The 26,869-nt window shown below is 72.0% G+C and carries 22 protein-coding genes; 10 read left to right on the forward strand and 12 right to left on the reverse strand.

Annotated elements, in window-relative coordinates; translation table 11 throughout:
* Nucleotides 1–2: 2 nt before the first annotated feature.
* The 5 genes from ACGH52_RS32005 (at nucleotide 3) to ACGH52_RS32025 (ending at nucleotide 7,560) form a co-directional block, all read left to right on the forward strand.
* The gene (locus tag ACGH52_RS32005) at nucleotides 3–890 is read left to right on the forward strand and encodes an ABC transporter permease (RefSeq protein WP_399944396.1); all 888 of its coding nucleotides are present in this window, start codon (nucleotides 3–5) and stop codon (nucleotides 888–890) included.
* A complete protein-coding gene (locus tag ACGH52_RS32010; protein WP_399944399.1) occupies nucleotides 887–1,891 on the forward strand; it encodes an ABC transporter ATP-binding protein in 1,005 nt (334 codons plus the stop codon). The genes ACGH52_RS32005 and ACGH52_RS32010 overlap by 4 nt, the downstream gene beginning before the upstream one ends.
* Complete coding sequence (locus ACGH52_RS32015) at nucleotides 1,884–2,579, forward strand: ABC transporter ATP-binding protein (protein ID WP_399944402.1); 696 nt, start codon at nucleotides 1,884–1,886, stop codon at nucleotides 2,577–2,579. The genes ACGH52_RS32010 and ACGH52_RS32015 overlap by 8 nt, the downstream gene beginning before the upstream one ends.
* A 139-nt stretch (nucleotides 2,580–2,718) precedes the next feature.
* Nucleotides 2,719–6,642 (forward strand): glycoside hydrolase family 2 TIM barrel-domain containing protein, encoded by a 3,924-nt coding sequence (locus ACGH52_RS32020; protein WP_399944405.1) that lies wholly within the window; start codon nucleotides 2,719–2,721, stop codon nucleotides 6,640–6,642.
* 39 nt (nucleotides 6,643–6,681) lie between these two features.
* Complete coding sequence (locus tag ACGH52_RS32025) at nucleotides 6,682–7,560, forward strand: DUF72 domain-containing protein (protein ID WP_121700947.1); 879 nt, start codon at nucleotides 6,682–6,684, stop codon at nucleotides 7,558–7,560.
* Here the strand turns inward: ACGH52_RS32025 and ACGH52_RS32030 are convergent.
* Nucleotides 7,541–7,900: a metalloregulator ArsR/SmtB family transcription factor gene (locus ACGH52_RS32030; protein ID WP_121700950.1), complete on the reverse strand. Its 360-nt coding sequence runs from the start codon at nucleotides 7,898–7,900 to the stop codon at nucleotides 7,541–7,543. The genes ACGH52_RS32025 and ACGH52_RS32030 overlap by 20 nt on opposite strands.
* 57 nt (nucleotides 7,901–7,957) lie before the next feature.
* On the opposite strand from ACGH52_RS32030, the gene ACGH52_RS32035 reads away from it, so the two are divergent.
* From ACGH52_RS32035 to ACGH52_RS32050, 4 genes are all read left to right on the forward strand, one after another.
* Nucleotides 7,958–9,877, forward strand: a complete 1,920-nt coding sequence (locus ACGH52_RS32035) for a heavy metal translocating P-type ATPase (protein WP_193777434.1) — start codon at nucleotides 7,958–7,960, stop codon at nucleotides 9,875–9,877.
* Nucleotides 9,878–9,968: 91 nt separating this feature from the next.
* Nucleotides 9,969–11,441 (forward strand): AlkA N-terminal domain-containing protein, encoded by a 1,473-nt coding sequence (locus ACGH52_RS32040; protein ID WP_399946941.1) that lies wholly within the window; start codon nucleotides 9,969–9,971, stop codon nucleotides 11,439–11,441.
* A gap of 65 nt (nucleotides 11,442–11,506) precedes the next feature.
* Nucleotides 11,507–12,001: a methylated-DNA--[protein]-cysteine S-methyltransferase gene (locus tag ACGH52_RS32045; protein ID WP_121700676.1), complete on the forward strand. Its 495-nt coding sequence runs from the start codon at nucleotides 11,507–11,509 to the stop codon at nucleotides 11,999–12,001.
* 99 nt (nucleotides 12,002–12,100) lie between these two features.
* Nucleotides 12,101–12,913: an LLM class flavin-dependent oxidoreductase gene (locus ACGH52_RS32050; RefSeq protein WP_399946944.1), complete on the forward strand. Its 813-nt coding sequence runs from the start codon at nucleotides 12,101–12,103 to the stop codon at nucleotides 12,911–12,913.
* 22 nt (nucleotides 12,914–12,935) lie between these two features.
* On the opposite strand, the gene ACGH52_RS32055 is transcribed toward ACGH52_RS32050, so the two are convergent.
* Complete coding sequence (locus tag ACGH52_RS32055) at nucleotides 12,936–13,661, reverse strand: Sir2 family NAD-dependent protein deacetylase (protein WP_121700678.1); 726 nt, start codon at nucleotides 13,659–13,661, stop codon at nucleotides 12,936–12,938.
* A 40-nt stretch (nucleotides 13,662–13,701) separates the two neighbouring features.
* Nucleotides 13,702–14,196 (reverse strand): NUDIX hydrolase, encoded by a 495-nt coding sequence (locus ACGH52_RS32060; protein ID WP_121700679.1) that lies wholly within the window; start codon nucleotides 14,194–14,196, stop codon nucleotides 13,702–13,704.
* Between the two features lie 184 nt (nucleotides 14,197–14,380).
* Here ACGH52_RS32060 and ACGH52_RS32065 point away from each other — a divergent pair, with 184 nt between their 5' ends.
* Entirely contained in the window at nucleotides 14,381–15,523 is a 1,143-nt protein-coding gene (locus tag ACGH52_RS32065) for a glycerate kinase (protein WP_399946947.1), read from the forward strand.
* Between the two features lie 174 nt (nucleotides 15,524–15,697).
* Here the strand turns inward: ACGH52_RS32065 and pssA are convergent, their stop codons facing one another.
* From pssA to ACGH52_RS32110, 9 genes are all read right to left on the reverse strand, one after another.
* Complete coding sequence (pssA, locus tag ACGH52_RS32070; RefSeq protein ID WP_030178550.1) at nucleotides 15,698–16,516, reverse strand: CDP-diacylglycerol--serine O-phosphatidyltransferase; 819 nt, start codon at nucleotides 16,514–16,516, stop codon at nucleotides 15,698–15,700.
* 22 nt (nucleotides 16,517–16,538) lie between these two features.
* A complete protein-coding gene (locus ACGH52_RS32075) occupies nucleotides 16,539–17,195 on the reverse strand; it encodes a phosphatidylserine decarboxylase (RefSeq protein ID WP_059302681.1) in 657 nt (218 codons plus the stop codon).
* Nucleotides 17,196–17,365: 170 nt separating this feature from the next.
* Nucleotides 17,366–18,571: an acyl-CoA dehydrogenase family protein gene (locus ACGH52_RS32080; protein WP_076977181.1), complete on the reverse strand. Its 1,206-nt coding sequence runs from the start codon at nucleotides 18,569–18,571 to the stop codon at nucleotides 17,366–17,368.
* Between the two features lie 3 nt (nucleotides 18,572–18,574).
* Nucleotides 18,575–19,087: a MaoC family dehydratase gene (locus ACGH52_RS32085; RefSeq protein ID WP_059302683.1), complete on the reverse strand. Its 513-nt coding sequence runs from the start codon at nucleotides 19,085–19,087 to the stop codon at nucleotides 18,575–18,577.
* Nucleotides 19,088–19,092: 5 nt separating this feature from the next.
* A complete protein-coding gene (locus tag ACGH52_RS32090) occupies nucleotides 19,093–20,055 on the reverse strand; it encodes a CoA ester lyase (RefSeq protein WP_059302684.1) in 963 nt (320 codons plus the stop codon).
* On the reverse strand, nucleotides 20,052–22,079 hold the full coding sequence (locus tag ACGH52_RS32095; RefSeq protein ID WP_210976253.1) for a protein meaA: 2,028 nt from the start codon (nucleotides 22,077–22,079) through the stop codon (nucleotides 20,052–20,054). The genes ACGH52_RS32090 and ACGH52_RS32095 overlap by 4 nt, the downstream gene beginning before the upstream one ends.
* Before the next feature lie 18 nt (nucleotides 22,080–22,097).
* Complete coding sequence (ccrA, locus tag ACGH52_RS32100; RefSeq protein ID WP_193777821.1) at nucleotides 22,098–23,435, reverse strand: crotonyl-CoA carboxylase/reductase; 1,338 nt, start codon at nucleotides 23,433–23,435, stop codon at nucleotides 22,098–22,100.
* A 331-nt stretch (nucleotides 23,436–23,766) separates the two neighbouring features.
* The gene (locus tag ACGH52_RS32105) at nucleotides 23,767–24,582 is read right to left on the reverse strand and encodes a TetR family transcriptional regulator (protein ID WP_059302708.1); all 816 of its coding nucleotides are present in this window, start codon (nucleotides 24,580–24,582) and stop codon (nucleotides 23,767–23,769) included.
* Between the two features lie 136 nt (nucleotides 24,583–24,718).
* On the reverse strand, nucleotides 24,719–26,524 hold the full coding sequence (locus ACGH52_RS32110) for a 3-hydroxyacyl-CoA dehydrogenase family protein (protein WP_076977184.1): 1,806 nt from the start codon (nucleotides 26,522–26,524) through the stop codon (nucleotides 24,719–24,721).
* Between the last annotated feature and the right edge of the window lie 345 nt (nucleotides 26,525–26,869).

Here is a 26,869-nt window from a genome sequence, read left to right on the forward strand (position 1 = left end):
CCATGACTGATGTCGCCGCCGGGAAGACCGGCACCGTGTGGCGCTCCCGCGGCGGCGACCGCCGCTCCACCCGCACCCTGCGCCTGCACACCTCCGCCGTGCTGCTGACCGCGACGGTGCTCGCCGTGCTGCTCGTGCCCCCGCTGGTGCAGCTCGACCAGCAGGCCGTCGACCTGGCCGCCAAGCTGGAGGCCCCCAGCTGGGCCCACCCGTTCGGCACCGACGACGTCGGCCGCGACCTGCTGCTGCGCTGCGTGTACGGCCTGCGCGTCTCGCTGCTCGTCGGGGTGGCTGCCGCGCTGACCGCGACGGTCGTCGGCACCGCCGTGGGCGCCACCGCAGGGGCGCTGGGCGGCTGGGTCGACCGGGGCGTCATGCGGGTGGTCGACGCCTTCTCCTCCGTGCCCCACCTGCTGCTGGGCATCTTCATCGTCGCGATGTTCCGGCCCGGCGTCTGGCCGGTGGTCGCCTCCGTCGCGTTCACCCACTGGCTGTCCACCGCGCGCATCGTCCGCGCCGAGGTGCTGTCCCTGCGGGCCCGTCCGCACATCGACGCGGCCGTCTCCGGCGGCGCCTCCCGGTGGCGGGTGACGGTCCGGCACCTGCTGCCGGGCGTGCTGCCGCAGGCCGCGCTGGCCGCCGTACTGATGGTGCCGCACGCCATGTGGCACGAGTCGGCGCTGTCCTTCCTCGGCCTCGGGCTGCCCACCCACACCGCGAGCCTCGGCAACCTGATCCAGGAGGCCCGGGGTTCGCTGCTCGCCGGGCAGTGGTGGCCGACGCTCTTCCCCGGCCTGTTCATCATCGTGCCCACCCTCGCCGTCGCCGGGCTCGCGGGCGCTTGGCGGGAGCGGATCAACCCCCGTCGCCGATCGGAGCTGATGCTGTGACCGAGCGAGCCCCCGTGCTGTCGGTACGCGGTCTGTCGGTGCGCTTCCTGATGCCGGGCGGGCGCCGGGTCGCCGCCGTCACCGACGCCCACTTCGACGTGGCGCCCGGCGAGTGCCTGGCCCTGATCGGCGAGAGCGGCTGCGGCAAGTCCGTCCTCGCCTCCGCCCTGCTCGGGCTGCTGCCCGGCAACGCGCAGACCGCGGGCCGCGCGCTCCTCGGCGACCTGGACCTGCTCGCCGCCGACGAGCGGACCCTCGCCCGCACGGTGCGGGGCCGGCGGATCGGCCTCGTCCCGCAGAGCCCGGCCGCCCACCTCACCCCGGTCCGCACCATCCGGGCGCAACTGGAGGAGACGGTCGCGGAACTCACCGGGACCCGCGGCGGCCGCAGGGCCCTGCGCGCGGCAGCGGAGGCCGCCGCCGAGCGCGCCGCGTTCCCGGTGGACCACCTCGACCACCACCCGCACGAACTCTCCGGCGGCCTCGCCCAGCGCGCCGCCACCGCCCTCGCCCTGGTCGGCGACGCGCCCCTGCTGCTCGCCGACGAGCCGACCACCGGGCTCGACCGTGACCTGGTGGACCGCACGGTCGACGAGCTGCGGCGCCATGTCGACCAGGCCGAGGGCGGGGGCGCCGGGCCCGACGACGGCCGTGCCCTGCTGATGATCACCCACGACCTGGCCGCCGCCGAGCGCATCGCCGACCGCGTCGCCGTGATGTACGCCGGCCGCATCGTCGAACTCACCGAAGCCACCGCGTTCTTCGGCACCCCCGGCCCGCGCCACCCCTACAGCCGCGGCCTGCTCGACGCGCTGCCCGACCGTGCCTTCGCGCCCATCCCGGGCCTGCCGCCCGAACTCGGCGCCCTCCCCGACGGCTGCGCCTTCGCCACCCGCTGCGACCGGGCGACCGACGCCTGCGCCGCCCTGCCCCCGTTGCGCGGCCAGGTGGCCTGCCACCACCCGCACGCCGTACTCACAAAGGCCGCCGACCGTGCTTGAACTGCGCACCGTCACCGCCGGATACGGCGGCAACACGCCCGTGTTCCGGGACGTCTCCCTGACCGTCGCGCCGGGGGAGGCGGTCGGGCTGCTCGGCCCCAGCGGCTGCGGCAAGTCCACCCTCGCCCGCGTCGCGGCCCTGCTGCACCGGCCCGACGCCGGGACACTCCTCCTCGACGGCACCCCCGTACGGCACTGGCGGCACCGCGCCCCGCGGGAACAGCGCACCGCCTTCGGCGTCGTCTTCCAGCAGGCCCGTCTCTCCGCGGACCCCCGGCTCGCGCTGGCCGACGTGATCGCCGAACCGCTGCGCGCCACCGGCCGACGGGAAGGGGCCGCCGACCGGGTCGCCGAACTGGCCGCCACCGTGGGACTGACCGCCGACCTGCTGACCAGGCGCCCGCACGAGGTCAGCGACGGCCAGTTGCAGCGCGCCTGCCTCGCCCGAGCCCTGGTGCTGCGCCCGCGCTGGCTGGTGTGCGACGAGATGACGGCGATGCTCGACGCCTCGACCACGGCCGCCCTGGTCCGGGTCGTGGAGGACTACCGGGCCGAGACCGGAGCGGGACTGCTGGCCGTCGGCCACGACCGCGTCCTGCTGGACCGCTGGTGCGAGCGCACCGTCGAATGGGCAACCCTGACCCAGACCCCTCCACCAGGAACGAACAAAGACCGACGGGGTAATTGATTCGGTTGTGTTCGGGTTCTAGGGTGACCCCTGACTCAGTAGTCGCCGCGTCACCGGCAGTTGTGATACACCCCCACGGCAACTGCTCTCACAGCACCGTGCGTTGAGCCGCCCCCGAAGCCCACGGAAGGCCACGGTCATGCCGCACTCGCCCGTGTCACCCGCCCAGTCCCCGGCCCGTCCCCCCAGCCCTGCCCGCCCGGTCGTCAGCCGCCGCCGCCTCCTGGAGGGCGGCGCCGCCGTCTTCGGCGCCCTCGCCCTGTCCGCGACGCCCCTCACGGCGCGGGCGGCCGGACGCCGGGCGGCCGCCGACGGGCCCCCGGAGTGGAACGACTTCGGAGTCTTCCGCCTCGGCACCCAGCCACCGCACGCCACGCTCACGCCCTACGCGGACGTCCGGCAGGCGCTGGCCGGTGACCGTGCCCGCTCGCCCTACCGGCTCAGCCTGGACGGCAGCTGGAAGTTCGCCTACGCCGACCGCCCCGAGGACCGCGACGCCGACTTCCACCGCACCGACGTGGACGACGGGGACTGGGAGACCATCCCGGTCCCCTCCGTGTGGCAGCTGCACGGCCACGACTTCCCCATCTACCTGAACATCACCTACCCGTACTGGGGCCCCAACGGCCTCGGCGAGGAACCGCAGCCGCCCGCCGCGCCGACCCGCTACAACCCGGTCGGCCAGTACCGGCGCACCTTCACCGTCCCCCGCGACTGGCAGGGCCGCCGCACCTTCCTCCACTTCGAGGGCGTCAAGTCCGCGCACTACGTGTGGATCAACGGCGAACTGGTCGGCTACGACGAGGACTCCTACACGCCGTCCGAGTACGACATCACCGACCACCTCAAGCCGGGCACCAACCAGATCGCCGTCGAGGTCTACCGCTACTCCGACGGAGACTGGTTGGAGGACCAGGACATGATCCGGGTGAGCGGCATCTTCCGCTCGGTCCACCTCTACTCCACCCCGGCCGTCCACCTGCGCGACTTCAAGCTGGACACCCCCCTCGACGCCACCTACACCGGCGGCGAACTGGCCGTCACCGCGAGCGTGCGGGCGTACGGCGAGGGCGGCACCGGGCGCTACACCGTCGAGACCCAGCTGTACGACGCGCGCGGCCACGCCGTCTGGTCCCGGCCGCTTGAGCAGCCCGTCGACGTCGGCACGGCCCGCGCCGGCGAGGACGTCACCGTACGGGCCGCGAAGGCCGTGCCGAAGCCCGCGCTCTGGTCGGCCGAGCACCCCAACCTCTACACGGCCGTCCTGCGCCTGCGGGACCCCGCGGGCAAGGTGACCGAGACCGTGTCCCACCGGGTCGGCTTCCGCGAGTTCGCGCTCAAGGACGGGCTGATGCGGATCAACGGCGAGCCGGTGTCCTTCCGCGGCACCAACCGCCACGAGATGCACCCCTCCCGCGGCACCGCGCTCACCCGCGAGGACATGGTCGAGGACATCAGGATCATCAAGCGGATGAACATCAACAGCGTCCGCACCTCGCACTACCCCAACAACCCGTACTGGCTGGAACTGGCCGACGAATACGGCCTCTACCTCGTCGACGAGACCAACCTGGAGACCCACGGCATCCGCGACGAGTACCCCGGCGACCACCCCGACTGGACCGCCGCCTGCGTGGCGCGCGCCCAGAACATGGTGCACCGCGACAAGAACCACGCCTCGGTCGTCATCTGGTCGCTGGGCAACGAGGCGGGCGGTGGCTCCACCTTCACCGCCATGCACGACTGGATCCGCTCCTACGACGACACCCGCGTCATCCAGTACGAGGGCGACGACCGCCCCGGCGTCAGCGACATCCGCTCGGAGATGTACGACAGCCCGCAGCGCGTCGAGCAGCGCGCCAAGGACACCTCCGACACCCGGCCGTACGTCATGATCGAGTACGCCCACTCGATGGGGAACTCCACCGGCAACTTCAAGAAGTACTGGGACATCGTCCGCCGGTACGACGTGCTCCAGGGCGGCTGGATCTGGGACTTCGTCGACCAGTCCCTCTACGAGCCCGTGCCCGCCCGCACGCTGCTCACCGAGGCCGGGCCCGCCGGGCTGCGCGGCGAGATCCTCGCCACCCGCGGCACCCTCGACCGCGACAAGGGCCTGTCCGGCATCACCGTCTTCGAGCGCGACGACAGCCTCGACCTCACGGGCTCACTGACCCTGGAGGCCTGGGTCACCCCGCACGTGACGGGCTACCACCAGCCGATCCTCGCCAAGGGCGACACCCAGTACGCGCTCAAGCAGAACGGCCGGACCCTGGAGTTCGTCATCCACTCCGCGGGCCAGTGGATCACCGCGACGTGGACCGTGCCGGACGACTGGACCGGCCGCGAGCACCACCTCGCGGGCGTCTTCGACGCCGACGCCGGGACCCTGACCCTCTACGTCGACGGCGTCGAACGGGCCACCCGCACCACCGACCGGCGCCCCAGCAGCAACACCGCGCCCCTCGCGCTCGCCACCGACGCCGACAACCAGGTAAGGGAGTTCAGCGGCACCATCCGCCGCGCCCGCGTCTACGCCCGCGCCCTCGGCGCCGCCGAACTGGCCTCCGACAGCCGCGGTCCCGGCGACGACGGCGTGCGGTTCTGGTTCGACGCCGCCACCGTGAAGAGCGAGCGGAAGCGGCCCGGGGACAAGACGTTCCTCGCCTACGGCGGCGACTGGGGCGACAACCCCAACGACGGCGCCTTCGTCGCGGACGGCATCGTCACCGCCGACCGCGGCCACACCGGCAAGGCCGCCGAGGTCAAGCGCGTCTACCAGGCGATCAACGCCGCCCGCACCTCCGGCGGCGGACCCGGCGCGGTCACCCTCACCAACGAGTACCTCTTCACCCGCCTGCGCGAGTTCGACGGCCACTGGGAACTCGTCGCCGACGGCGAGGTGGTACGGCGCGGGAAGCTGACCCGGGACCAGCTGGACGTGGCCCCGCGCTCCAGCAAGGACATCACCGTCCCCGTACGCCTGCCGGACCGCCCCGCCCCGGGCACCGAGTACTTCCTGCACCTCTCCTTCACCACCAAGGAGTCCACCCCGTGGGCGAAGGCCGGGTTCGAGGTGGCCCGGCAGCAGCTCCCCGTCGAGAGCGGCGCCCCCGCCGTGCGCCCGGCCCCTCTGGAGAGTGTCCCGGCCCTGCGCCACGAGGACCGCGAGCAGGACGTCAGGATCAGCGGCAAGGGCTTCTCGGTCACCGTCGACAAGCGCACCGGCACCCTCACCTCCTACGAGGCGAAGGGCACCCGGCTGATCACCTCCGGGCCCGTGCCCAACTTCTGGCGCGCGCCCACCGACAACGACAAGGGCAACGGCCAGCACACCCGCAACCAGACCTGGCGCGACGCGGGCGCCCGCCGCGAGGTCACCGGCATCGCCGTGCGCGCGCTCGGCGACCGGGCCGTCGAGATCAAGGTCAGCGGCACGCTCCCCACCTCGGTCAAGTCCACGTACACCGCCACCTATACGGTGTTCGGCAACGGCGAGGTCAAGGTCGACAACACCCTGCACCCGGGCGCCGCCGACCTGCCCTACATCCCCGAGGTCGGCACGATGCTGTTCCTGCCGCGGAGCCTGGACCGCGTGCACTGGTACGGCCGCGGCCCCGAGGAGAACCACTGGGACCGCAACGACGGTACGGACGTCGGCCGGTACTCCGGGACCGTCGCCGAGCAGTGGACCCCGTACATCCGCCCGCAGGAGAACGGCAACAAGACCGACGTCCGCTGGATCGCCCTCACCGACCGCAACGGCGTGGGCCTGCTCGTCTCCGGCGAACCCCTGCTGGAGGCCAACGCCTCCTTCTTCACGCCGGAGGACCTCTCGGCCGGAGTGCGGCACGACTACCAGCTCACCCCGAGGGACGAGGTCGTCCTGCGCCTGAACCACCGTCAGATGGGTGTCGGCGGCGACAACAGTTGGGGCGCGCACACCCACGACGAGTTCAAGCTCTTCGCCGACCGGGACTACGCGTACACCTACCGGCTGCGCCCGCTCACCGACGTCCGGGACGCGACGCGGGCCTCGCGGCGGCCCACGGCGACGGAATAGGCCCGGATCGCGACGGGAGCCCGGGGTAACCGGGCTCCCATGGGTGACATTCTGGTCGGCGCCTGTTCGTGGACGGACCGGCAGCTCCTGGCGAGCGGCTGGTACCCGCGCGGGCGCCGGGACGCGGAGGGGCGGCTGCGGCACTACGCCTCGCGGCTGCCCGTCGTCGAAGTGGACGCCGGGTACTACGCGCTGCCGAGCCGGCGCAACAGCGAGCTGTGGGTGGAGCGCACACCGGACGGCTTCCGCTTCGACGTCAAGGCGTTCTCCCTGCTGACCGGCCACCCCACGCGCGCGGAGTCCCTGCCCGCGGACCTGCGCGGAACCGACCCCGGCCCGCTCAGGCGCGGGCGGGCGAGCGAGGGCCTGCTGGACGAGGTGTGGGGGCGCTTCGCCGAGGGGGTCGAGCCGCTGCGCAAGGCCGGGCGGCTCGGCACCGTGCTGTTCCAGTTCCCGCCGTGGTTCGCGCCGGGCGACCCGGCCGAGGCGACGCTCGAAGCGTGCGCCCTGCGTACCGAGGGGTGGCCGCTCGCCGTGGAGTTCCGCCATCCGGGGTGGTGGGAGCCGGAGCGCGCGGAGGCCACCCGCGCGTCGCTGTCCGCTCTCGGCGCGTCGGCCGTCGGCACCGACATGGCCCAGCGGCTGCCCGGCTCCCTGCCGCCCATCGCGCCGGTCACCCGGCCCTCCCTCGCCGTCGTACGGTTCCACGGCCGCAGCGCGGCCTGGGGGAGGGGCAGCAAGGAGGACCGCTTCCGGTACGACTACGACGTGACCGAACTCGCCGCCTGGGTGCCCCGGTTGCGGCGCGCCGCCCGGCAGACGGACGAACTGCACGTGCTCTTCAACAACTGCTGCGCGGACGCCGCCGTCCGCGCGGCCGAGACCATGCGGCGGCTGCTCACTCAGCCGTGTCGCTGATCCCCAGCCGCAGGTGCTCCACGTGGTACACGGCCTGGTCGAGCAGCCCCGCCACATGGTCGTCGTGCAGCGCGTAGACCACCGACCGGCCACGTCGCTCACCCACCACGAGGCCCAGGTTGCGCAGCAGCCGCAACTGGTGGGAGCAGGCGGACTGCTCCATGCCGACCTCCGCCGCCAACTCGGTGGCGGGCAGCGGGCCTTCGCGCAGCCGGGCCAGGATCAGCAGCCGGGAGGGGGTGGACAGGGCCTGGAGCGTGGTGGCGACCTTGGCGACGTTGTCCGCGTCCAGCCGCACGCGTGCGGCGTCCTGCGCGGTGGTGGCGGCTCCGTGACCCATGCGGTTCATCCTACTCACTACACATGAACGCATGAATGAGTCTTCATCTGTTCCTGTATGGTGTGCCGCGTGTCCACCACGCTTGCCCCCACCCCGGTCCCCGCGTCCGTCCGCCGGGCGCCCCGCCGTCGCACCCGCGTCCTCGCCCTGCCCGAGGCCCGCTGGACGCTCGTGTCCCTCGTCGCGTTCCTCCTGGCCCTGCCCCTCGACCTCGGCGGCGCCCCCGCCTGGACGTACGGCCCGCTGTACGCGCTCACCTACGCCGCCGGCGGCTGGGAGCCCGCGCTCGAAGGGCTGCGGGCGCTGCGCGAGAAGACCCTGGACGTCGACCTGCTGATGATCGTGGCGGCGCTCGGCGCGGCAGCGATCGGGCAGGTCCTCGACGGCGGCCTGCTGATCGTCATCTTCGCCACCTCCGGCGCCCTGGAGGCCCTGGCCACCGCCCGCACCGCCGACTCCGTGCGCGGCCTGCTCGACCTCGCGCCCACCACCGCGACCCGCCTGCGAGAAGGCACCGAGGAGACCGTCCCGACCGCCGACCTCGCAGTCGGCGACCTGGTCCTGGTCCGGCCGGGGGAGCGCATCGGCGCCGACGGCACGGTCGTCGAGGGCGCCGGAGAGGTCGACCAGGCCACCATCACCGGCGAGTCCCTGCCCGTCCTCAAGCGCCCCGGCGACGACGTCTTCGCCGGCACCCTCAACGGCACCGGCGCGCTGCGCGTCCGCGTCGGGCGCGACCCGGCCGACTCGGTCATCGCCCGGATCGTCACCCTGGTCGAGGAGGCGTCCCGCACCAAGGCCCCGACCCAGCTGTTCATCGAGAAGATCGAGCAGCGCTACTCGGTCGGCGTGGTCGTCGCCACCCTCGCGGTCTTCGGCATCCCCCTCGCCTTCGGCGCCGACCTCACGGACGCCCTGCTGCGCGCCATGACCTTCATGATCGTCGCCTCGCCGTGCGCGGTCGTCCTCGCGACGATGCCGCCGCTGCTCTCGGCCATCGCCAACGCCGGACGGCACGGCGTCCTGGTCAAGTCGGCGGTCGCCATGGAACGCCTCGGCGAGATCGACACCGCCGCCCTCGACAAGACCGGCACCCTCACCGAGGGCACCCCCGAGGTGACCGCCGTACGCCCGCTGCCCGGTCGCGGCGTGGACGAGGACGCCCTCCTCGCCCTCGCCGCCGCGGCCGAGCACCCCAGCGAGCACCCGCTGGCCCGCGCGATCGTGGCCGCCGCCCGCGCCCGGCACCTGACCATCGCACCCGCGGAGGACTTCACGGCGGCTCCCGGCCGCGGAGTGACGGCCGTGATCGACGGCCGCACGGTACACGTCGGCCGCGCCGATCCCACCGAGGGCGCCGCGGGCGCCGAGACCACCGTCCGCGTCACCCGCGACGGCACCCTCCTGGGCACCCTCGCCCTCACCGACCGCCTCCGCGCCGACGCGGCCCGGGCCGCCACCCGCCTCACCGCCCTCACCGGCACCGCCCCCGCCCTGCTCACCGGTGACCACGCGGCCGCCGCCGCCCGCGTGGCCGACGCGACCGGCATCACCGACGTCCGCGCCGGACTGCTGCCCGAGGACAAGGTCGAGGCCGTACGGGAGCGGCAGCGGGCCGGGCACAAGGTGCTCTTCGTCGGCGACGGCGTCAACGACGCCCCCGCGCTGGCCGCCGCGCACGCCGGGGTCGCCATGGGCCGGGCCGGTTCCGACCTGGCCCTGGAGACCGCCGACGCGGTCGTCGTGCGCGACGAGCTGACGGCCGTACCCGCCGTCGTGGACCTCTCCCGGCGCGCCCGCAGGCTGGTCGTCCAGAACCTCACCGTCGCCGGGGTCTGCATCACCGTCCTCGTCCTGTGGGACCTGATCGGCCACCTGCCGCTGCCGCTCGGGGTCGCGGGCCACGAGGGCTCGACCGTGCTGGTCGGCCTGAACGGCCTGCGGCTGCTGCGCGAGTCGGCGTGGCGCCCGGAGTGATCCGCGGGACCGCAGCACGGGGCACGTCGATGTCGGATTCTCGCCAGCCCGAGCCCGGCGGGTGCACCATCCTGGACGTATGCAGACGGGAATGCACACCGACACCGAGCGCTGCGTGCGCGCCGTGCAGTCGAAGGACGCGCGGTTCGACGGCTGGTTCTTCACAGCCGTCCTGACGACCCGCATCTACTGCCGGCCCAGCTGCCCGGTGGTGCCGCCCAAGCCCGGGAACATGACCTTCTACCCGAGCGCGGCGGCCTGCCAGCAGGCCGGGTTCCGGGCGTGCAAGCGCTGCCGCCCGGACACCAGCCCCGGCTCGCCCGAGTGGAACCAGCGCGCCGACCTCACGGCCCGCGCCATGCGCCTGATCGCCGACGGCGTCGTCGACCGCGAGGGCGTACCCGGCCTCGCCGCCCGCCTCGGCTACAGCACCCGCCAGGTCGAACGCCAGCTCCTGGCCGAACTGGGCGCGAGTCCCCTCGCGCTCGCCCGGGCGCAGCGCGCCCAGACCGCCCGGCTGCTGATCGAGACCACCCCGCTGCCCATGGCGGACATCGCCTTCGCGGCCGGTTTCTCCTCCATCCGCACCTTCAACGACACGGTCCGCGAGGTCTACGCCCTCTCCCCGAGCGAACTGCGCACCCGCGTCCCCAGGAACCGCCCGGCGCCCACCGCCCCCGGCGCCCTGTCCCTGCGCCTCCCCTTCCGTACCCCGCTCAACCCCGACAACCTCTTCGGCCACCTCGCAGCCACCGCCGTACCCGGCGTGGAGGAGTGGAAGGACGGCGCGTACCGGCGCACCCTGCGCCTCCCGTACGGTCACGGCATCGTGGCCCTCACCCCGAACCCCGACCACATCGCCTGCCGCCTCACCCTCAGCGACCTGCGCGACCTGACCGTCGCCATCAGCCGCTGCCGGCGCCTGCTCGACCTGGACGCCGACCCGACGGCGATCGACGACCAGCTGCGCGCCGACCCGCTGCTCGCCCCCCTCGTCGACAAGGCCCCCGGCCGACGCGTGCCGCGCACCGTGGACGAGGCGGAGTTCGCCGTCCGGGCCGTGCTCGGCCAGCAGGTCTCCACCGCCGCCGCCCGCACCCACGCCGCCCGCCTGGTCACCGCGCACGGCGATCCGGTGGACGACCCCGAGGGCGGCCTGACCCACCTCTTCCCGTCCACCGGGGCGCTGGCCGCGGTGGACCCGGAGACCCTGGCGATGCCGCGCACCCGCCGCACCACCTTCACCACCCTGGTCGCCCGTCTGGCCGACGGCTCGCTCAACCTGGGCGTCGAGTCCGACTGGGCCGAGACCCGCGCCCGGCTCCTCGCCCTCCCCGGCTTCGGCCCCTGGACCGCCGACGTCATCGCCATGCGCGCCCTCGGCGACCCCGACGCCTTCCTCCCCACCGACCTCGGCATCCGCCGCGCCGCCGCCGAACTGGGCCTGCCCTCCACCCCGGCCGCGCTCACCGCCCGCGCGGCGGCCTGGCGGCCCTGGCGGGCGTACGCCGTCCAGTACCTCTGGGCGACCGACGACCACCCGATCAACTTCCTGCCCGTATGAGTCCTACGAGTCCTATGAGACCTATGAGTCCGTTCGAGCCCGTTCGAGGAGCCGGAGCGAAACCCGTGAAACAGCACACCGTGATCGACAGCCCCTACGGCGCACTCACCCTCGTCGCCGAGGACGGCGCCCTGTGCGGCCTCTACATGACCGACCAGCGCCACCGCCCGCCGGAGGAGACCTTCGGCGCACGCGACGAACGCCCCTTCGCCGAGACCGAGGAGCAACTGGAGGCCTACTTCACCGGCGAACTCAAGGACTTCACCCTCGGCCTGCGGCTGAACGGCACCCCGTTCCAGCGCACGGTCTGGGCGCAGCTCCAGAAGATCCCCTACGGCGAGACCCGCACCTACGGCGAACTCGCCGCCGTCCTCGGCAACCCGGCCGCCTCCCGCGCCGTCGGCCTCGCCAACGGCCGCAACCCGATCGGCATCATCGTCCCCTGCCACCGCGTCGTCGGCGCCGGCGGCGACCTCACCGGCTACGGCGGCGGCCTGGAGCGCAAGCAGCGGCTGCTGGACTTCGAACGCGGCGCGGCGGCACCGGAGCCGCTGTTCTAGACACGGCCCCGGCGAAAACGCGTTGCCCGCGCGTCGCCGGGCCCGTTACCCTCACCGGACTTCGAAGACCACGCTCTCCCGCCCGTCGACAACTCCGCCCTGCTGCCGGAATGGGCTCGGCGCGCCGACGCGCTCCCCTTCAGCACGCTCGGCCTGCTCGACCGGCTCGTCTTCGACAACCCCGAACCCCTGATCACCCTCGCGACCCTCGCGGGCGCCACCTCCCGCATCCGCCTGCAGACCGAGGTGCTCATCGCCCCCCTCCACAACACCGCGCTGCTCGCCAAGCAGACCGCGACCCTCGACCGCCTGTCGGGCGGCCGCTTCACCCTCGGCATCGGAGTCGGCGGGCGGGCCGACGACTGCCTCGCCGCGGGCATCGACCCGCACCGCCGGGGCCGCCGCCTCGACGAGCAGATGACCCTCCTGCGCCGCACCTGGAACGGCGAGCCCTACGGCGGGGACGTCGGCCCCATCGGACCCCGCCCCGCCACACCCGGCGGGCCGCGGGTGCTGTTCGGCGGCTTCGCCTCCGCCGCCCTGGAACGGGTCGGCCGCTTCGGCGACGGCTTCCTCGGCGCCGCGCTGCCCGCCGCGCAGATGTCCGGCCTGTTCCGCCAGGTCGAGGGGGTCTGGCGGACGTACGAGCGTCCGGGCCGACCGCGTCTGGTCGCCCAGGCGAGCGTCGCCCTGGGTCCCGACGCCACGGTGGAGCGGGCCCGGCACAACCTCCGCGACTACTACGCCTTCACCGGACGCGCCGAGTACATGGCCAAGGGCCTGCTCACCACCGCACGGGAGATCCGCGCCGCCGTCGACGCCTTCCGGGACATCGGCGCCGACGAGGTCGTGCTCTACTGCTGGTCCTCGGACGTCGACCAGGTCGACCGCCTCGCCGACACCCTGTTCTGACCGTCCTCGCGACCGTCGCGGCTCAGCCCAGCCCGCGCAGCAGCGCGGGCAGGGCGGTGCCGATCGGCTCCCGGACCACCTCGTCGGCCAGGTCGTCGTAGGGCGTGGGCTCCGCGTTCACGACGACCAGCCGGGCCCCGTGCTCGACGGCGACGCGTGCCAGTCCGGCGGCGGGCTCCACCTGGAGACTGGTGCCGACCGCGACGAACACCTGGCACGCCTTGCTGATGGCGGCCGCCTCGCCCAGCACCACCGGGTCGAGGCGCTCGCCGAACATCACGGTCGCCGGCTTCAGGACGGAGCCGCACTCCAGACACGGCGGGTCGTCCTCCCCGGCCTCGATCCGGGCGAGGGCGTCCGCCATGGGCCCACGGGCCCCGCAGCCGGTGCACACGTAGGAGCGCGCGGTGCCGTGCAGTTCGAGGACCTTGCGGGCACTGACCCCGGCGAGCTGGTGCAGACCGTCCACGTTCTGCGTGAGCACGCGGACCGGCACCCCGCGCCGCTCCAGCTCGGCCACCGCACGGTGCGCCGCGTTCGGTTCGGCGTGCAGTGCCGCGCTGTCGCGCCGCATCAGCCAGGAGCGCCGCCTGATCTCCGGATCGCCCATGTAGTACGCGTACGTGACGAGCTTCTCGGCCTCGGGGTCGCGCCGCCACAGCCCGTTCGGACCGCGGTAGTCGGGAATGCCGGAGTCGGTGGAGACGCCGGCACCGCTGAGGATGGCGACGAGGGGCTTGCCGGTCATGCGGTCGAGGGTAGGACGCCGGGGTGGGGACGGCGAACGGCTATCGGTCGACCCGTACGCCGTCGACCAGCTCGGCCGTGCCGGAGCCGTCCGCCAGCACGTCCAGCGCGGCCAGCACCCGGCCGTGCAGGGAACCGAGCAGGTGGTCGCCGAGTTCCCCGCGCGGCACCAGCCGCCAGGACAGCAGCTCCTCCTCCTGCAGCCGGATCGCCTTGAGGTCGTCCTCCGACAGGACCCCGCCGTCGTACAGGTACGCCACGATCGGCGGCCTGCCCGCCCCGCTCGCCCAGTCCACCGCGAGCAGCCGGCCGATCCGCGCGTCGAGGCCGATCTCCTCCAGGGTCTCCCGCCACGCGCCCTGCCGCGGGGTCTCCCCGGCGTCGGACTCGATGGTCCCGCCCGGCAGGGTCCATCCCGCGCGGTAGTTGGGCTCGACGAGCAGCACTCGGCCCCCGGCGTCCCGGAAGACCGCGGCGGCACCGGCGAGGACACGGGGCAGACCGGCGATGTAGGTGGCGTAGTCAGCAGTGGTCATCCCGGAAGCGTAACGAGCCCGCGCCCGGGCCCGGCCCACTCCCGGGACGGGCGTACGGCCGGTTCCACGGTGTGGGCAGGGCATGACGGCACGGGCGTCCTCCGGTTAGGGTCGCAGCGGCGCGACTGCCTTGACGTGCGCAAGGCTCGAAGAGCAAGGGGAGAGCAAGGTGGCTGACGCTGCTGTGGACGGGACCCGCCGGGTACTCGTCGCCGCGGACAAGTTCAAGGGCTCGCTGACGGCCGTCGAGGTCGCCGAGCGCGTCACGGCCGGACTGCGCCGCGTCGTGCCGGACGTCCAGGTCGAGGCGCTGCCCGTCGCCGACGGCGGCGACGGCACGGTGGCCGCGGCGGTCGCGGCCGGGTTCGAGCGCCGGGAGGTACGGGTCGCCGGTCCCCTCGGTGACGGGGTGACGGCGGCGTACGCGCTGCGCGAGGGCACCGCGGTGGTGGAGATGGCGGAGGCCAGCGGCCTCCAGCGGCTCCCGGAAGGCGTCCTCGCACCGCTGACCGCGTCCACGTACGGCTCGGGCGAGTTGCTGCGGGCCGCGCTGGACGCGGGGGCGCGGACGATCGTGTTCGGGGTCGGCGGCAGTGCCACCACCGACGGCGGCGCCGGGATGCTGGCCGCGCTGGGCGCGCGGTTCCTGGGCGGGGACGGGGAGCCGGTCGCGCCGGGCGGGGGCGGCCTCGCCGGGCTGGCCTCGGCCGACCTGTCCGGCCTCGACCCCCGCCTGTCCGACGTGGAGCTGGTGCTCGCCAGCGACGTCGACAATCCGCTGACCGGGCCCAAGGGCGCCCCGGCGGTCTACGGGCCGCAGAAGGGGGCCTCGCCGGACGACGTGACGGCCCTGGACGCGGCCCTCGCGCACTTCGCGAAGGTGCTGGAGCGGACGGAGGGCGTGGGCGCGCGGGCCGCCGAGTACGCCGCGTCCCCGGGCGCGGGCGCGGCGGGCGGTATCGGGTTCGGCGCGATGCTGCTGGGGGCGCGGTTCCGGCCCGGCATCGAGGTGATGCTGGACGTGCTGGGCTTCGCGCCGGCGCTGGACCGGGCGGACCTGGTGATCACCGGGGAGGGCTCGCTGGACGAGCAGACCCTGCACGGGAAGGCACCGGCGGGCGTCGCGGCTGCGGCCCGGGCCGCGGGCAAGGAGGTCGTCGCGGTGTGCGGGCGTCTCGCGCTGCCCGCGGAGACGCTGGGGCGGGCGGGGATCCGGCGGGCGTACCCGCTGACGGATGTCGAGCCGGACGTCGCGAAGTGCATCGCGGACGCGGGGCCGATCCTGGAGCGGGTGGCGGAAGGGATCGCGCGGGACTTCCTGGCGTAGGCGAGTCCCGGGCTGAAAACCTCACCCATGTCCCCACCGAGTCGGGTGGTGGGTGGGCATAGGCCCGGGGGTCTGGGGGCGGAGCCCCCAGGGACGCCCGCTCCGGCGTCGGTCGCGCACAAAAAGACAGGGCCCCGAACCCAACCCGGGTCCGGGGCCGTTCCCAGCGGAGCGCTACGGCAACTGCGCCGCCCGCGCCTCCCGCCGATTGTCACGGAAATTGTTCACCCGGCGAGCGGTGGCGAACAGCGGAATCACCGCCCCCATCACCAACTGCAACGCACACCCCGTCTGCAACAGCAACTGCCCGCTCGGCGCGTCGAACGCCCACCCGGCCAGCAGCCCCATCGACAGGACGATCCACGACAGCATCGCCACCGCGAGGCGCCCCCGCGGCTTCGGGTACTCCACCCGGCTCACCATCAGCCAGGCCGTGCCGAGGATCGCCAGCAGCGTGGCCACGAACGGCAGCTCGAGCAGCACGATCGACACCACGGTCAGCGCGCCGAACGGCGACGGCATGCCCTGGAACGTGCCGTCCTTGACCGTCACGCAGGAGAACCGCGCGAGCCGCAGCACCACCGCCAGCAGCACCACGATCGCCCCCACCGCCGCCACCCGCTGGTAGGCGTCGTCCGCGACCATGCCGTAGACGAGGACGAAGTACGCCGGGGCCAGTCCGAAGCTGATGAGGTCGGACAGGTTGTCCAGCTCGGCGCCCATGGGGGACGAGCGGAGCTTGCGGGCGACCAGACCGTCGAACAGGTCGAAGATCGCCGCGCACAGCATCAGGATGACCGCGGTGGCCGCGCTGTGCCGGGCCATGCCCGACTCGTCGCTGCCCATGAGGTGGGGGATGAGGATGCCGGTGGTGGTGAAGTACACCGCCATGAAGCCGCACGTGGCGTTGCCGAGCGTGAGCGTGTCGGCTATCGACAGGCGGAGCGAGAGCGGCATCTCCTCCTCGTCGTCCACCTCGTCGGCCTCCGGCACCCATCCGGCCTGGGTCTGCGGATCAACCACGGTCAATTCGAGTCACCCCAGCCACCGTCTTCTGGCCCACCTCGACATCCACCTCGACACCCTCCGGCAGGTACAGGTCGACGCGGGAGCCGAACCGGATCAGACCGACCCGCTCGCCCTGCTCGACCTTGGTGCCCTGCGGCACGTACGGGACGATGCGGCGGGCCACCGCGCCGGCGATCTGGATCATCTCGATGTCGCCGAGTTCGGTGTCGAAGTGCCACACGACGCGCTCGTTGTTCTCGCTCTCCTTGTTGAAAGCGGGAACGAAGCCGCCCGGCACGTGCTCGACCGACGTCACCGTGCCCGCCAGCGGGGCGCGGTTGACGTGGACGTTGAGCGGGCTCATGAAGATCGCGACGCGGGTGCGGCCGTCCTTCCACGGCATGATGCTCTGCACCACACCGTCGGCGGGCGAGACGACCCGGCCCTGAGTGATCTCGCGCTCGGGGTCGCGGAAGAACCACAGCATCCCCGCCGCGAGCGCGGTGGCGGGGACGGCGACGGCCTTGGCGGCGCCGGAACGGCGGGCCCGCAGGAGGCTGACGGCTGCGGTGGCGACGGTCGGCAGAAGCCACGGCGATGCTCCGCGCGCGAGGCGTACGCCGGCGAGGCTGTCGCGAGGTGCAGAGGTTTGGCTGTGGGGCATGGATGACCTTCGTAGCGGATGATGCCGCGCTATGACGGGGGACGGCGGCTTTCCGGCGATCGTAGCGGCTCCGCGCCGCAACTGGGTAAGCCAGGAAGCCGAGTCGGCGGCCGAACACTGCCTACGGGGTGTGACCTTCTTCTCCAAGAAAACACCCCGTATCCGGACATCTAACCCTGGAATCGATACTCTTCGAGCAGTCGGCGGCCGATGATCATTTTCTGGATCTCGGCGGTGCCTTCACCGATGAGCAGCATCGGCGCCTCGCGGTAGAGGCGCTCGATCTCGTACTCCTTGGAGAAGCCGTATCCGCCGTGGATCCGGAAGGCGTCCTCCACGACCTCTTTGCAGTACTCGGAGGCGAGGTACTTGGCCATCCCCGCTTCCAGGTCGTTTCGTTCGCCCGAGTCCTTTTTGCGTGCAGCGTTCACCATCATCGCATGCGCCGCCTCCACCTTGGTAGCCATCTCCGCGAGCTTGAACTGGATGGCCTGGTGCTGGGCGATCTGCTTGCCGAAAGTGTGACGCTGCTGGGCGTACTGGACACCGAGTTCGAAGGCACGCTGAGCGACGCCGCAGCCACGGGCCGCCACGTTGACGCGGCCGACCTCGACGCCGTCCATCATTTGGTAAAAACCTCGGCCGGTGACGCCGCCGAGCACCCGATTGGCCGGAATGCGCAGGCCGTCCATGATCAGCTCGGTGGTGTCGACGCCCTTGTAGCCCATCTTGTCGATCTTGCCGGGGATGGTGAGGCCGGGGCGGACCTCGCCGAAACCGGGCTCCTTCTCCACCAGGAAGGTCGTCATCGACTTGTGCGGGGCCGTGCCCTCGGGGTGACCCTCGTCACTCTTCACCAGAACGGCCACCAGTGACGACGTACCGCCGTTGGTCAGCCACATCTTCTGGCCGTTCAGGACGTACTCCTCGCCGTCCTTCACCGCCTTGGAGGAGATCGCCGAGACGTCGGAGCCCAGCGCCGGCTCGGACATCGAGAAGGCGCCCCGGATGTCGCCCGCGGCCATGCGGGGCAGGAAGTGGTCCTTCTGCTCCCGCGTGCCGTGCTGCTTGAGCATGTACGCCACGATGAAGTGCGTGTTGATGATGCCGGACACCGACATCCAGCCGCGGGCGATCTCCTCCACGCACAGGGCGTAGGTCAGGAGCGACTCGCCCAGGCCCCCGTACTCCTCGGGGATCATCAGGCCGAACAGGCCGAGTTCCTTCAGTCCGTCGACGATGTCCTGCGGGTACTCGTCGCGGTGCTCCAGCTCGGTGGCGACCGGGATGATCTCCTTGTCCACGAAGTCCCGGACGGTGGAGAGGATCTCCTGCTGGACGTCGGTCAGACCGGCGGTCTGGGCGAGACGGGCCATCGCTTACTTCCCCTGTTCCTTCAGCTCGGGGCGGCCCGGCTGCTCGCCGCCGCGCTCCTTGACGTACGTCTCGGTCGGCACCATCACCTTGCGGCGGAAGACGCAGACGAGCGTGCCGTCCTGCTTGTAGCCCTTGGTCTCGACGTGGACGATGCCGCGGTCGCCCTTCGACTTGGACGGCCACTTGTCGAGGACGGTCGTCTGCCCGTAGAGCGTGTCGCCGTGGAAGGTCGGCGCCACGTGCTTGAGCGACTCGATCTCCAGGTTGGCGATCGCCTTGCCGGAGACGTCCGGGACGGACATGCCGAGCAGGAGCGAGTAGATGTAGTTGCCCACCACCACGTTCTTGCCGAAGTCCGTCGTCTTCTCGGCGTAGTTGGTGTCCATGTGGAGCGGGTGGTGGTTCATGGTGAGGAGGCAGAACAGGTGGTCGTCGTACTCCGTGACCGTCTTCCCCGGCCAGTGCTTGTACGTCGCCCCGACCTCGAACTCCTCGTAGGTGCGTCCGAACTGCATGGCCGTCACGCCTCCGGGATCTCGAACTTGCTGGTGCGCCGCATACCGGCGGCGCGTCCCTTGCCGGAGACGACGAGGGCCATCTTGCGGCTGGCCTCGTCGATCATCTCGTCGCCGAGCATCGCGGAGCCCTTCTTGCCGCCCGCCTCCGACGTGTAGTAGTCGTACGCGTCCAGGATCAGCTCGGCGTGGTCGTAGTCCTCCTGGGAGGGCGAGAAGATCTCGTTGGACGCCTCGACCTGGCCCGGGTGCAGCACCCACTTGCCGTCGAAGCCGAGGGCGGCGGCGCGCTGCGCGACCTCGCGGTAGCCGTCCACGTTGCGGATCTGCAGGTAGGGGCCGTCGATCGCCTGGAGGTCGTTGGCGCGGGCGGCCATCAGGATCTTCATCAGGATGTAGTGGTAGGCGTCCGCGGGGTAGCCGGGCGGCTGCTCGCCCACGACCAGGGACTTCATGTTGATGGACGCCATGAAGTCGGCCGGGCCGAAGATGATGGTCTCCACGCGAGGGCTCGCCTGGGCGATCTCGTTGACGTTGTTGAGACCCCGCGCGTTCTCGATCTGCGCCTCGATGCCGATCCGGCCGACCTCGAAGCCCATCGTCTTCTCGATCTGGGTGAGGAGGAGGTCCAGGGCGACGACCTGCTGGGCGTCCTGGACCTTCGGGAGCATGATGCAGTCCAGGTTCGGGCCCGCGCCCTCCACCACCGTCACGACGTCCCGGTACGTCCACTCGGTCGTCCAGTCGTTGACGCGCACGACGCGGGTCTTGCCGGTCCAGTCGCCCTCGTTGAGGAACTTCACGATGGTGTGCCGCGCCTCGGGCTTGGCGAGCGGGGCGCAGGCGTCCTCCAGGTCGAGGAAGACCTGGTCGGCGGGGAGGCCCTGGGCCTTCTCCAGGAAGCGGGGATTGCTTCCGGGGACCGCCAGGCAGGAGCGCCGGGGGCGGAGACGGTTGACCGTGGTCATGCGGGGACCTCCAGGGGGTCGAGCTTGTTCGCGTTCCGGATCTCGTCGACGATCCGGCCGATGATGCCGGTGATGTCGAAGTCCTTCGGGGTGAAGACCGCGGCCACTCCCGCGGCCCGCAGTTCCTCGGCGTCACCGTTCGGGATGATGCCACCGGCGATCACCGGGATGTCTGTGGCACCCGCCACACGGAGCCGTTCGAGTACGTCCGGCACCAGCTGCGCGTGCGAGCCGGACAGGATGGACAGGCCCACCGCGTGCACGTCCTCCGCCAGGGCGGCGTCCACGATCTGCTCCGGAGTGAGCCGGATGCCCTGGTAGACCACCTCGAACCCGGCGTCACGGGCCCGCACGGCGATCTGCTCGGCGCCGTTGGAGTGTCCGTCAAGGCCGGGCTTGCCGACCAGGAAGCGGAGCTTGCCGACGCCCATCTCCTTCGCCGTCAGTTCCACCTTGCGGCGCACCGCCGACAGGGCCGAGCCCTCCTCCGCGGTGACCGCGACCGGTGCCGAGGACACTCCGGTCGGTGCGCGGAACTCGCCGAACACCTCGCGCAGCGCCCCGGCCCACTCGCCGGTCGTGGCGCCGGCCCGGGCGCATTCCAGGGTGGCCTCCATGAGGTTGCCGGTGCCGCGCGCGGCCTCCTTCAGCTTCTCCAGCGCCTTGCAGGGGCGCGGGTGGTTGAAGGGCGGCTGGTAGCGGGTGTCGCGCCAGCGCTGCAGCGAGGCGACGACGCGGGCCTCCACCGCCGGGTCGACCGTCTGGATCGCGGTGTCCAGGTCGGCGGTCAGCGGGTTGGGTTCGGTGCCCTCGAAGGCGTTGACACCGATGATCTTCTCCTCGCCGGACTCGATCCGGGCCCGGCGCTCGGCGTGCGAGGCGACCAGCTGGGACTTGAGGTAGCCGGACTCGACGGCGGCCATCGCGCCGCCCATCTCCTGGATGCGTTCGATCTCCGCGAGGGCCGCCTCGACCAGCTCCTCGACCTTCGCCTCGATCACCTTCGAACCCTCGAAGATGTCCTCGTACTCCAGCAGGTCGCTCTCGTGCGCCAGCACCTGCTGGATGCGCAGCGACCACTGCTGGTCCCAGGGGCGGGGCAGGCCCAGTGCCTCGTTCCAGGCCGGCAGCTGCACGGCACGCGCGCGTGCGTCCTTGGAGAGCGTGACCGCCAGCATCTCCAGCACGATCCGCTGGACGTTGTTCTCCGGCTGCGCCTCGGTCAGGCCCAGGGAGTTGACCTGGACGCCGTAGCGGAAGCGGCGGTGCTTGGGGTTCTCGATGCCGTAGCGCTCGCGGGTGACGCGGTCCCAGATGCGGCCGAAGGCGCGCATCTTGCACATCTCCTCGACGAAGCGGACGCCCGCGTTGACGAAGAAGGAGATGCGGCCGACCACGTCGCCCATGCGCTCCTGCGGCACCTGACCGCTGTCGCGCACCGCGTCGAGGACGGCGATCGCGGTGGACATCGCGTACGCGATCTCCTGCACCGGCGTGGCGCCCGCCTCCTGCAGGTGGTAGCTGCAGATGTTGATCGGGTTCCACTTGGGGAGGTGGGAGACCGTGTACGCGATCATGTCGGTCGTCAGGCGGAGGGAGGGCCCCGGCGGGAAGACGTGCGTCCCCCGGGACAGGTACTCCTTGACGATGTCGTTCTGGGTCGTGCCCTGGAGCTTGGTGATGTCCGCGCCCTGCTCCTCCGCGACGACCTGGTAGAGCGCCAGCAGCCACATGGCCGTGGCGTTGATGGTCATCGAGGTGTTCATCTGCTCCAGGGGGATGTCCTGGAACAGCCGGCGCATGTCACCGAGGTGCGCGACCGGCACGCCGACCCGGCCGACCTCGCCGCGGGCGAGGATGTGGTCGGAGTCGTACCCGGTCTGGGTCGGCAGGTCGAAGGCGACCGACAGACCCGTCTGGCCCTTGGCGAGGTTGCGCCGGTACAGCTCGTTGGACGCCTCGGCCGTGGAGTGACCGGCGTAGGTGCGCATGAGCCACGGCCGGTCCTTCTGACGCTCAGTCATGTGTGGCCTCCGCCGCCCTCAGATGTTCCGGAAGCGGTTGATGGCGTCGAGGTGCCGCGCGCGCTTCTCCTGGTCGCGCACGCCCAGGCCCTCCTCGGGCGCCAGGCAGAGCACGCCGACCTTGCCCTGGTGGGCGTTGCGGTGGACGTCGTGGGCGGCCTGGCCGGTGTCCTGAAGGGAGTACACCTTGGAGAGTGTCGGGTGGATCTTGCCCTTGGCGATGAGGCGGTTGGCCTCCCAGGCCTCGCGGTAGTTGGCGAAGTGGGAGCCGATGATGCGCTTCAGGGACATCCACAGGTAGCGGTTGTCGTACTCGTGCATGTAGCCCGAGGTCGAGGCGCAGGTGGTGATGGTGCCGCCCTTGCGGGTGACGAAGACGGAGGCGCCGAAGGTCTCCCGGCCGGGGTGCTCGAAGACGATGTCGATGTCCTCGCCGCCGGTGAGTTCGCGGATGCGCTTGCCGAAGCGCTTCCACTCCTTGGGGTCCTGGGTCTGCTCGTCCTTCCAGAACCGGTAGCCCTCGGCGTTGCGGTCGATAATCGCCTCGGCACCCATCGCGCGGCAGATCTCCGCCTTCTGCGGCGAGGAGACGACACAGATCGGGTTGGCACCGCCGGCCAGGGCGAACTGGGTGGCGTACGAGCCGAGTCCGCCGCTGGCGCCCCAGATGAGGACGTTGTCGCCCTGCTTCATGCCGGCGCCGTTGCGGGAGACCAGCTGCCTGTAGGCGGTGGAGTTCACCAGGCCGGGGGCGGCGGCCTCCTCCCAGCTCAGGTGGTCCGGCTTCGGCATCAGCTGGTTGGACTTGACCAGCGCGATCTCGGCGAGACCGCCGAAGTTGGTCTCGAAGCCCCAGATGCGCTGCTCCGGGTCGAGCATGGTGTCGTTGTGGCCGTCGGAGGACTCCAGCTCGACGGAGAGGCAGTGCGCGACGACCTCGTCGCCCGGCTGCCAGGCGTTGACGCCGGGGCCGGTGCGCAGGACGACGCCCGCGAGGTCGGAGCCGATGATGTGGTACGGCAGGTCGTGCCGCTTGGCCAGCTCGTTGGTGCGGCCGTAGCGCTCCAGGAAGCCGAACGTCGACAGCGGCTCGAAGATCGAGGTCCACACCGAGTTGTAGTTGACCGAGGAGGCCATGACGGCCACCAGGGCCTCGCCGGGACCCAGCTCGGGCACCGGCACGTCGTCCAGGTGGATCGACTTGCGGGGGTCCTTGTCGCGGGTCTCGAGGCCCGCGAACATCTCCGTCTCGTCCTTGTGCACGGTGATCGCGCGGTACGACTCGGGGAGCGGGAGTGCGGCGATGTCGGCCGGCGTGGAGTCGGGCGACTGGATCGCGTCCAGGATGTCCTTCACGGTCACGGTGTTGCCTCCGGCGGTGAGCGCCCTGAGGGCGGGGCGCTGAGGGTTACGTCGGTGCTGCTGAGGTGAGGGTGTGTGCCTGTGACGCAGGCGTTCGGGCGCGCAGGGGATGAGGTGCGGGGACAGCCCGAACACCTTCAACGTATGACACCGCGTGTCACCCCGCAAGGCACTGAGTGCCAGAAAATGCTCTCAGATGAAATCTTTACGTGACAGATGAGCGATGATCGATCGAATCATCTCCCGCCGAGGGTGAAAAAGGGACGCCGACATGCAAAAACGGCCACCCGATGGGTGGCCGTCGTCACAGGTGCGGGAAGGGCGGTCAGCGCTCCTTGAGGGCCTGCTCGATGGTGCGCATCACCTCGTGCAGCGGCGCGTCGGTGCGCGCCACCGTCACGAGCACCTCGCCCTGCACCGAGGCCGAGGAGGCGGCGGGACGGGCGGTGGAGGCCGTGCCGCGCCCCGCCCCGATGCCCGTGCCGAAGGTCTTCCGCACGATCGCGAAGGCGTGGTCCAGCTCCGCCTCCACCTCGCCCTGCCCGTCCGCCCGCAGCCAGCGCCGCAGCACGTGGTTGTGCGCGGTGACCACGGCGGACGCCGCGACCTCCGCGAGCAGCGGGTCGTCGTTGGCGTCGTCGTCGTGCGCGTGCTCGTCGAAGTGGCCCAGCAGGTAGCGGGTGAACAGGCGCTCGTAACGGGCCACCGACGCGATCTCCGCCTCGCGCAGGGTGGGCACCTCGCGCGTCAGCTTGTAGCGGGCGACCGAGATCTCCGGCCGGGCCGCGTACATCTTCATGACTTCCTTGATGCCCCGGCACACCGTGTCGAGCGGATGCTCGTGCGCGGGCGCCGCGTTGAGCACCGCCTCGGCGCGCACCAGGGTGTCGTCGTGGTCCGGGAAGATCGCCTCTTCCTTGGAGCGGAAGTGGCGGAAGAAGGTACGGCGGGCAACCCCTGCGCGGGCCGCGATCTCGTCGACGGTGGTCGCCTCGTACCCCTTGGTCGCGAACAGCTCCATCGCCGCCGCCGCCAGTTCCCGGCGCATTTTGAGCCGCTGGGCGGCGGCTCGGTTGCCGGCCGCGCTCTCCGGCGCGTCGGACGTGGCTGAGGTACGTGAGGACTTGGCGGGCTGGGACATGACCCGAACGTACTGCATGCGGGCGCAATCATGCGCGTGACCGGGGGTCCCCCCGCCCGCGCGGGGCGGGGGAGACCCGGCCGGATCGAGCAGCCCGCCCCAGTCCTCCTCGGGCCTGAACCAGTCGCCCGGTCGCTCAGCGCCGGGCATGCTCGCGGAAACCGCGGCCCGTCTTGCGGCCGAGGCAGCCCGCGGCCACCAGGTGCTCGAGCAGCGGTGCGGGCGCCAGCCCCGGATCGCGGAACTCCCGGTGCAGGACCTTCTCGATGGCCAGCGACACATCGAGTCCGACCACGTCGAGCAGCTCGAACGGGCCCATCGGGTAGCCGCCGCCCAGCTTCATCGCCGCGTCGATGTCGTCGAGGGTCGCGTAGTGCTCCTGCACCATCTTGACCGCGTTGTTGAGGTACGGGAACAGCAGCGCGTTCACGATGAACCCGGCCCGGTCGCCGCAGTCCACCGCGTGCTTGCGCACCTTGGCGCAGACCTCGTGGACGGTGGCGTGCACGTCGTCGGCGGTCAGCACGGTGCGCACCACCTCGACCAGCTTCATCGCCGGGGCCGGGTTGAAGAAGTGCATGCCGATCACGTCCTGCGGGCGCGAGGTGGCGCGGGCACAGGCGACGACCGGCAGCGAGGACGTGGTGGTGGCCAGCACCGCGCCGGGCTTGCAGACCTTGTCCAAGGTGCCGAACAGCTGCCGCTTGACCTCCAGGTCCTCGGCGACGGCCTCCACGGCCAGGTCGACGTCGGCGAAGTCGTCGTACGTGCCCGTCGGCGTGATCAGCTCCAGGGTCCGCGAGGCCGCCTCGGCGGTCATGCGCCCCTTGTCGACGGACCGGGCCAGGGACTTGCCGATCCGGGCCTTGGCCGTCTGCGCCTTCTCCGCGCTGCGGGCGGCCAGCACCACCTCGTACCCGGCCTTGGCGAACACCTCCGCGATGCCGGACGCCATGGTGCCCGAACCGGCCACCCCCACCGCCCGGACCGGCCGCCCGGTCAGCTCGGCGCCGCGCTCGGCAGGGGTCAGCGCATCCGGCACCACGACCGCGCTGCCGGGCGCCTCGTAGGTGTAGAAGCCCCGCCCCGCCTTGCGCCCCGTCAGGCCCGCCTCGCTGAGCTGCCTGAGGATCGGCGCGGGGGCGTGCAGGCGGTCCCGAGAGGCGGCGTACATGGCCTCCAGGACCGTGCGCGCGGTGTCCACCCCCACCAGGTCGAGCAGCGCCAGCGGCCCCATCGGCAGGCCGCAGCCGAGGCGCATCGCGGCGTCGATGTCCTCGCGGGAGGCGTAGTTCGCCTCGTACATCGCCGCGGCCTGGTTGAGGTAGCCGAACAGCAGGCCGTCCGCGACGAAACCTGGCCGGTCCCCGACCGCCACCGGCTCCTTGCCGAGGTCCAGGGCGAGGTCGGTGACCGCCGTGACGGCGGCGGGCGCGGTCAGCACCGAGGAGACCACCTCGACCAGCTTCATCGCCGGGGCGGGGTTGAAGAAGTGCAGGCCGAGCACCCGCTCCGGGCGGGCCGAGTCCGCGGCCAGCCGCGTGACGGACAGCGCGTTGGTACCGGTCGCCAGGATCGTCTGCGGACGCACGATCCCGTCCAGCTCCCGGAAGACCCGCTGCTTGATCTCGTACGACTCCGGAACCACCTCGATCACCAGGTCGGCGTCGGCAGCCGCCCGCAGGTCGGTGGAGGTCCGGACGCGGCCCAGGGCGGCGGCGCGCTCCTGCTCGGTCAGCCGCCCGCGCTCGACGGCACGGGCGGTGGAGGTCTCCAGCGCGGCGACCGCCTTGACGGCCTGCGCCTCGCTGACGTCGATGCCGACGACCTCGCGGCCGGCCCCGGCCAGGACCTCGGCGATGCCGGTGCCCATCGTGCCGAGGCCGACGACGGCGATCGTCTGGAGCGGGGACAGAGGGGTGTCGGACAGGGGAGTGGCCATCGCGGGACTCCAGGAATGAGGGGTGACGACGGGAACGCGCCCCCACGCGCCGTCGCGGCGCACCGGGTGCGTGAGAAGGGAAGGAGAGGAGTGCGGGTGTTGCCGGGCTCGAACGGCGCACACGCCCGGTGCCGTCGTGGAGCGCGCGCACGCGTCCGGCGGCCTGTGACCGGCCCTGTCCCGAGGCCGAGTCCCGATGCGGTACCCGAGGTACCGGACCGACTGCCCTCCCGGTGGTTGCGTCACCAGACCACCGTGAGGAGTTGCTGCGGGTGGGTGACCCGCTCGTCTGAGGTTAACCCGCGGGTAACGAGCGCGCCAGCCCCCGGTGTTCGTGATGTAGGT

This window comes from Streptomyces sp. BBFR25, assembly GCF_044590125.1.
In the GTDB taxonomy this organism is placed as follows: Bacteria; Actinomycetota; Actinomycetes; order Streptomycetales; family Streptomycetaceae; genus Streptomyces; species Streptomyces canus_D.

Coding starts and splice junctions, on each gene's coding strand:
- ACGH52_RS32005 (WP_399944396.1), top strand. CDS start 3: ATGACTGATGTCGCCGCCGGGAAGACCGGCACCGTGTGGCGCTCCCGC.
- ACGH52_RS32020 (WP_399944405.1), top strand. CDS start 2,719: ATGCCGCACTCGCCCGTGTCACCCGCCCAGTCCCCGGCCCGTCCCCCC.
- ACGH52_RS32025 (WP_121700947.1), top strand. CDS start 6,682: ATGGGTGACATTCTGGTCGGCGCCTGTTCGTGGACGGACCGGCAGCTC.
- ACGH52_RS32030 (WP_121700950.1), bottom strand. CDS start 7,900: ATGGGTCACGGAGCCGCCACCACCGCGCAGGACGCCGCACGCGTGCGG.
- ACGH52_RS32035 (WP_193777434.1), top strand. CDS start 7,958: ATGGTGTGCCGCGTGTCCACCACGCTTGCCCCCACCCCGGTCCCCGCG.
- ACGH52_RS32040 (WP_399946941.1), top strand. CDS start 9,969: ATGCACACCGACACCGAGCGCTGCGTGCGCGCCGTGCAGTCGAAGGAC.
- ACGH52_RS32055 (WP_121700678.1), bottom strand. CDS start 13,661: ATGACCGGCAAGCCCCTCGTCGCCATCCTCAGCGGTGCCGGCGTCTCC.
- ACGH52_RS32060 (WP_121700679.1), bottom strand. CDS start 14,196: ATGACCACTGCTGACTACGCCACCTACATCGCCGGTCTGCCCCGTGTC.
- ACGH52_RS32075 (WP_059302681.1), bottom strand. CDS start 17,195: ATGCCCCACAGCCAAACCTCTGCACCTCGCGACAGCCTCGCCGGCGTA.
- ACGH52_RS32080 (WP_076977181.1), bottom strand. CDS start 18,571: ATGGCCCGTCTCGCCCAGACCGCCGGTCTGACCGACGTCCAGCAGGAG.
- ACGH52_RS32085 (WP_059302683.1), bottom strand. CDS start 19,087: ATGCAGTTCGGACGCACCTACGAGGAGTTCGAGGTCGGGGCGACGTAC.
- ACGH52_RS32090 (WP_059302684.1), bottom strand. CDS start 20,055: ATGACCACGGTCAACCGTCTCCGCCCCCGGCGCTCCTGCCTGGCGGTC.
- ACGH52_RS32095 (WP_210976253.1), bottom strand. CDS start 22,079: ATGACTGAGCGTCAGAAGGACCGGCCGTGGCTCATGCGCACCTACGCC.
- ACGH52_RS32105 (WP_059302708.1), bottom strand. CDS start 24,582: ATGTCCCAGCCCGCCAAGTCCTCACGTACCTCAGCCACGTCCGACGCG.
- ACGH52_RS32110 (WP_076977184.1), bottom strand. CDS start 26,524: ATGGCCACTCCCCTGTCCGACACCCCTCTGTCCCCGCTCCAGACGATC.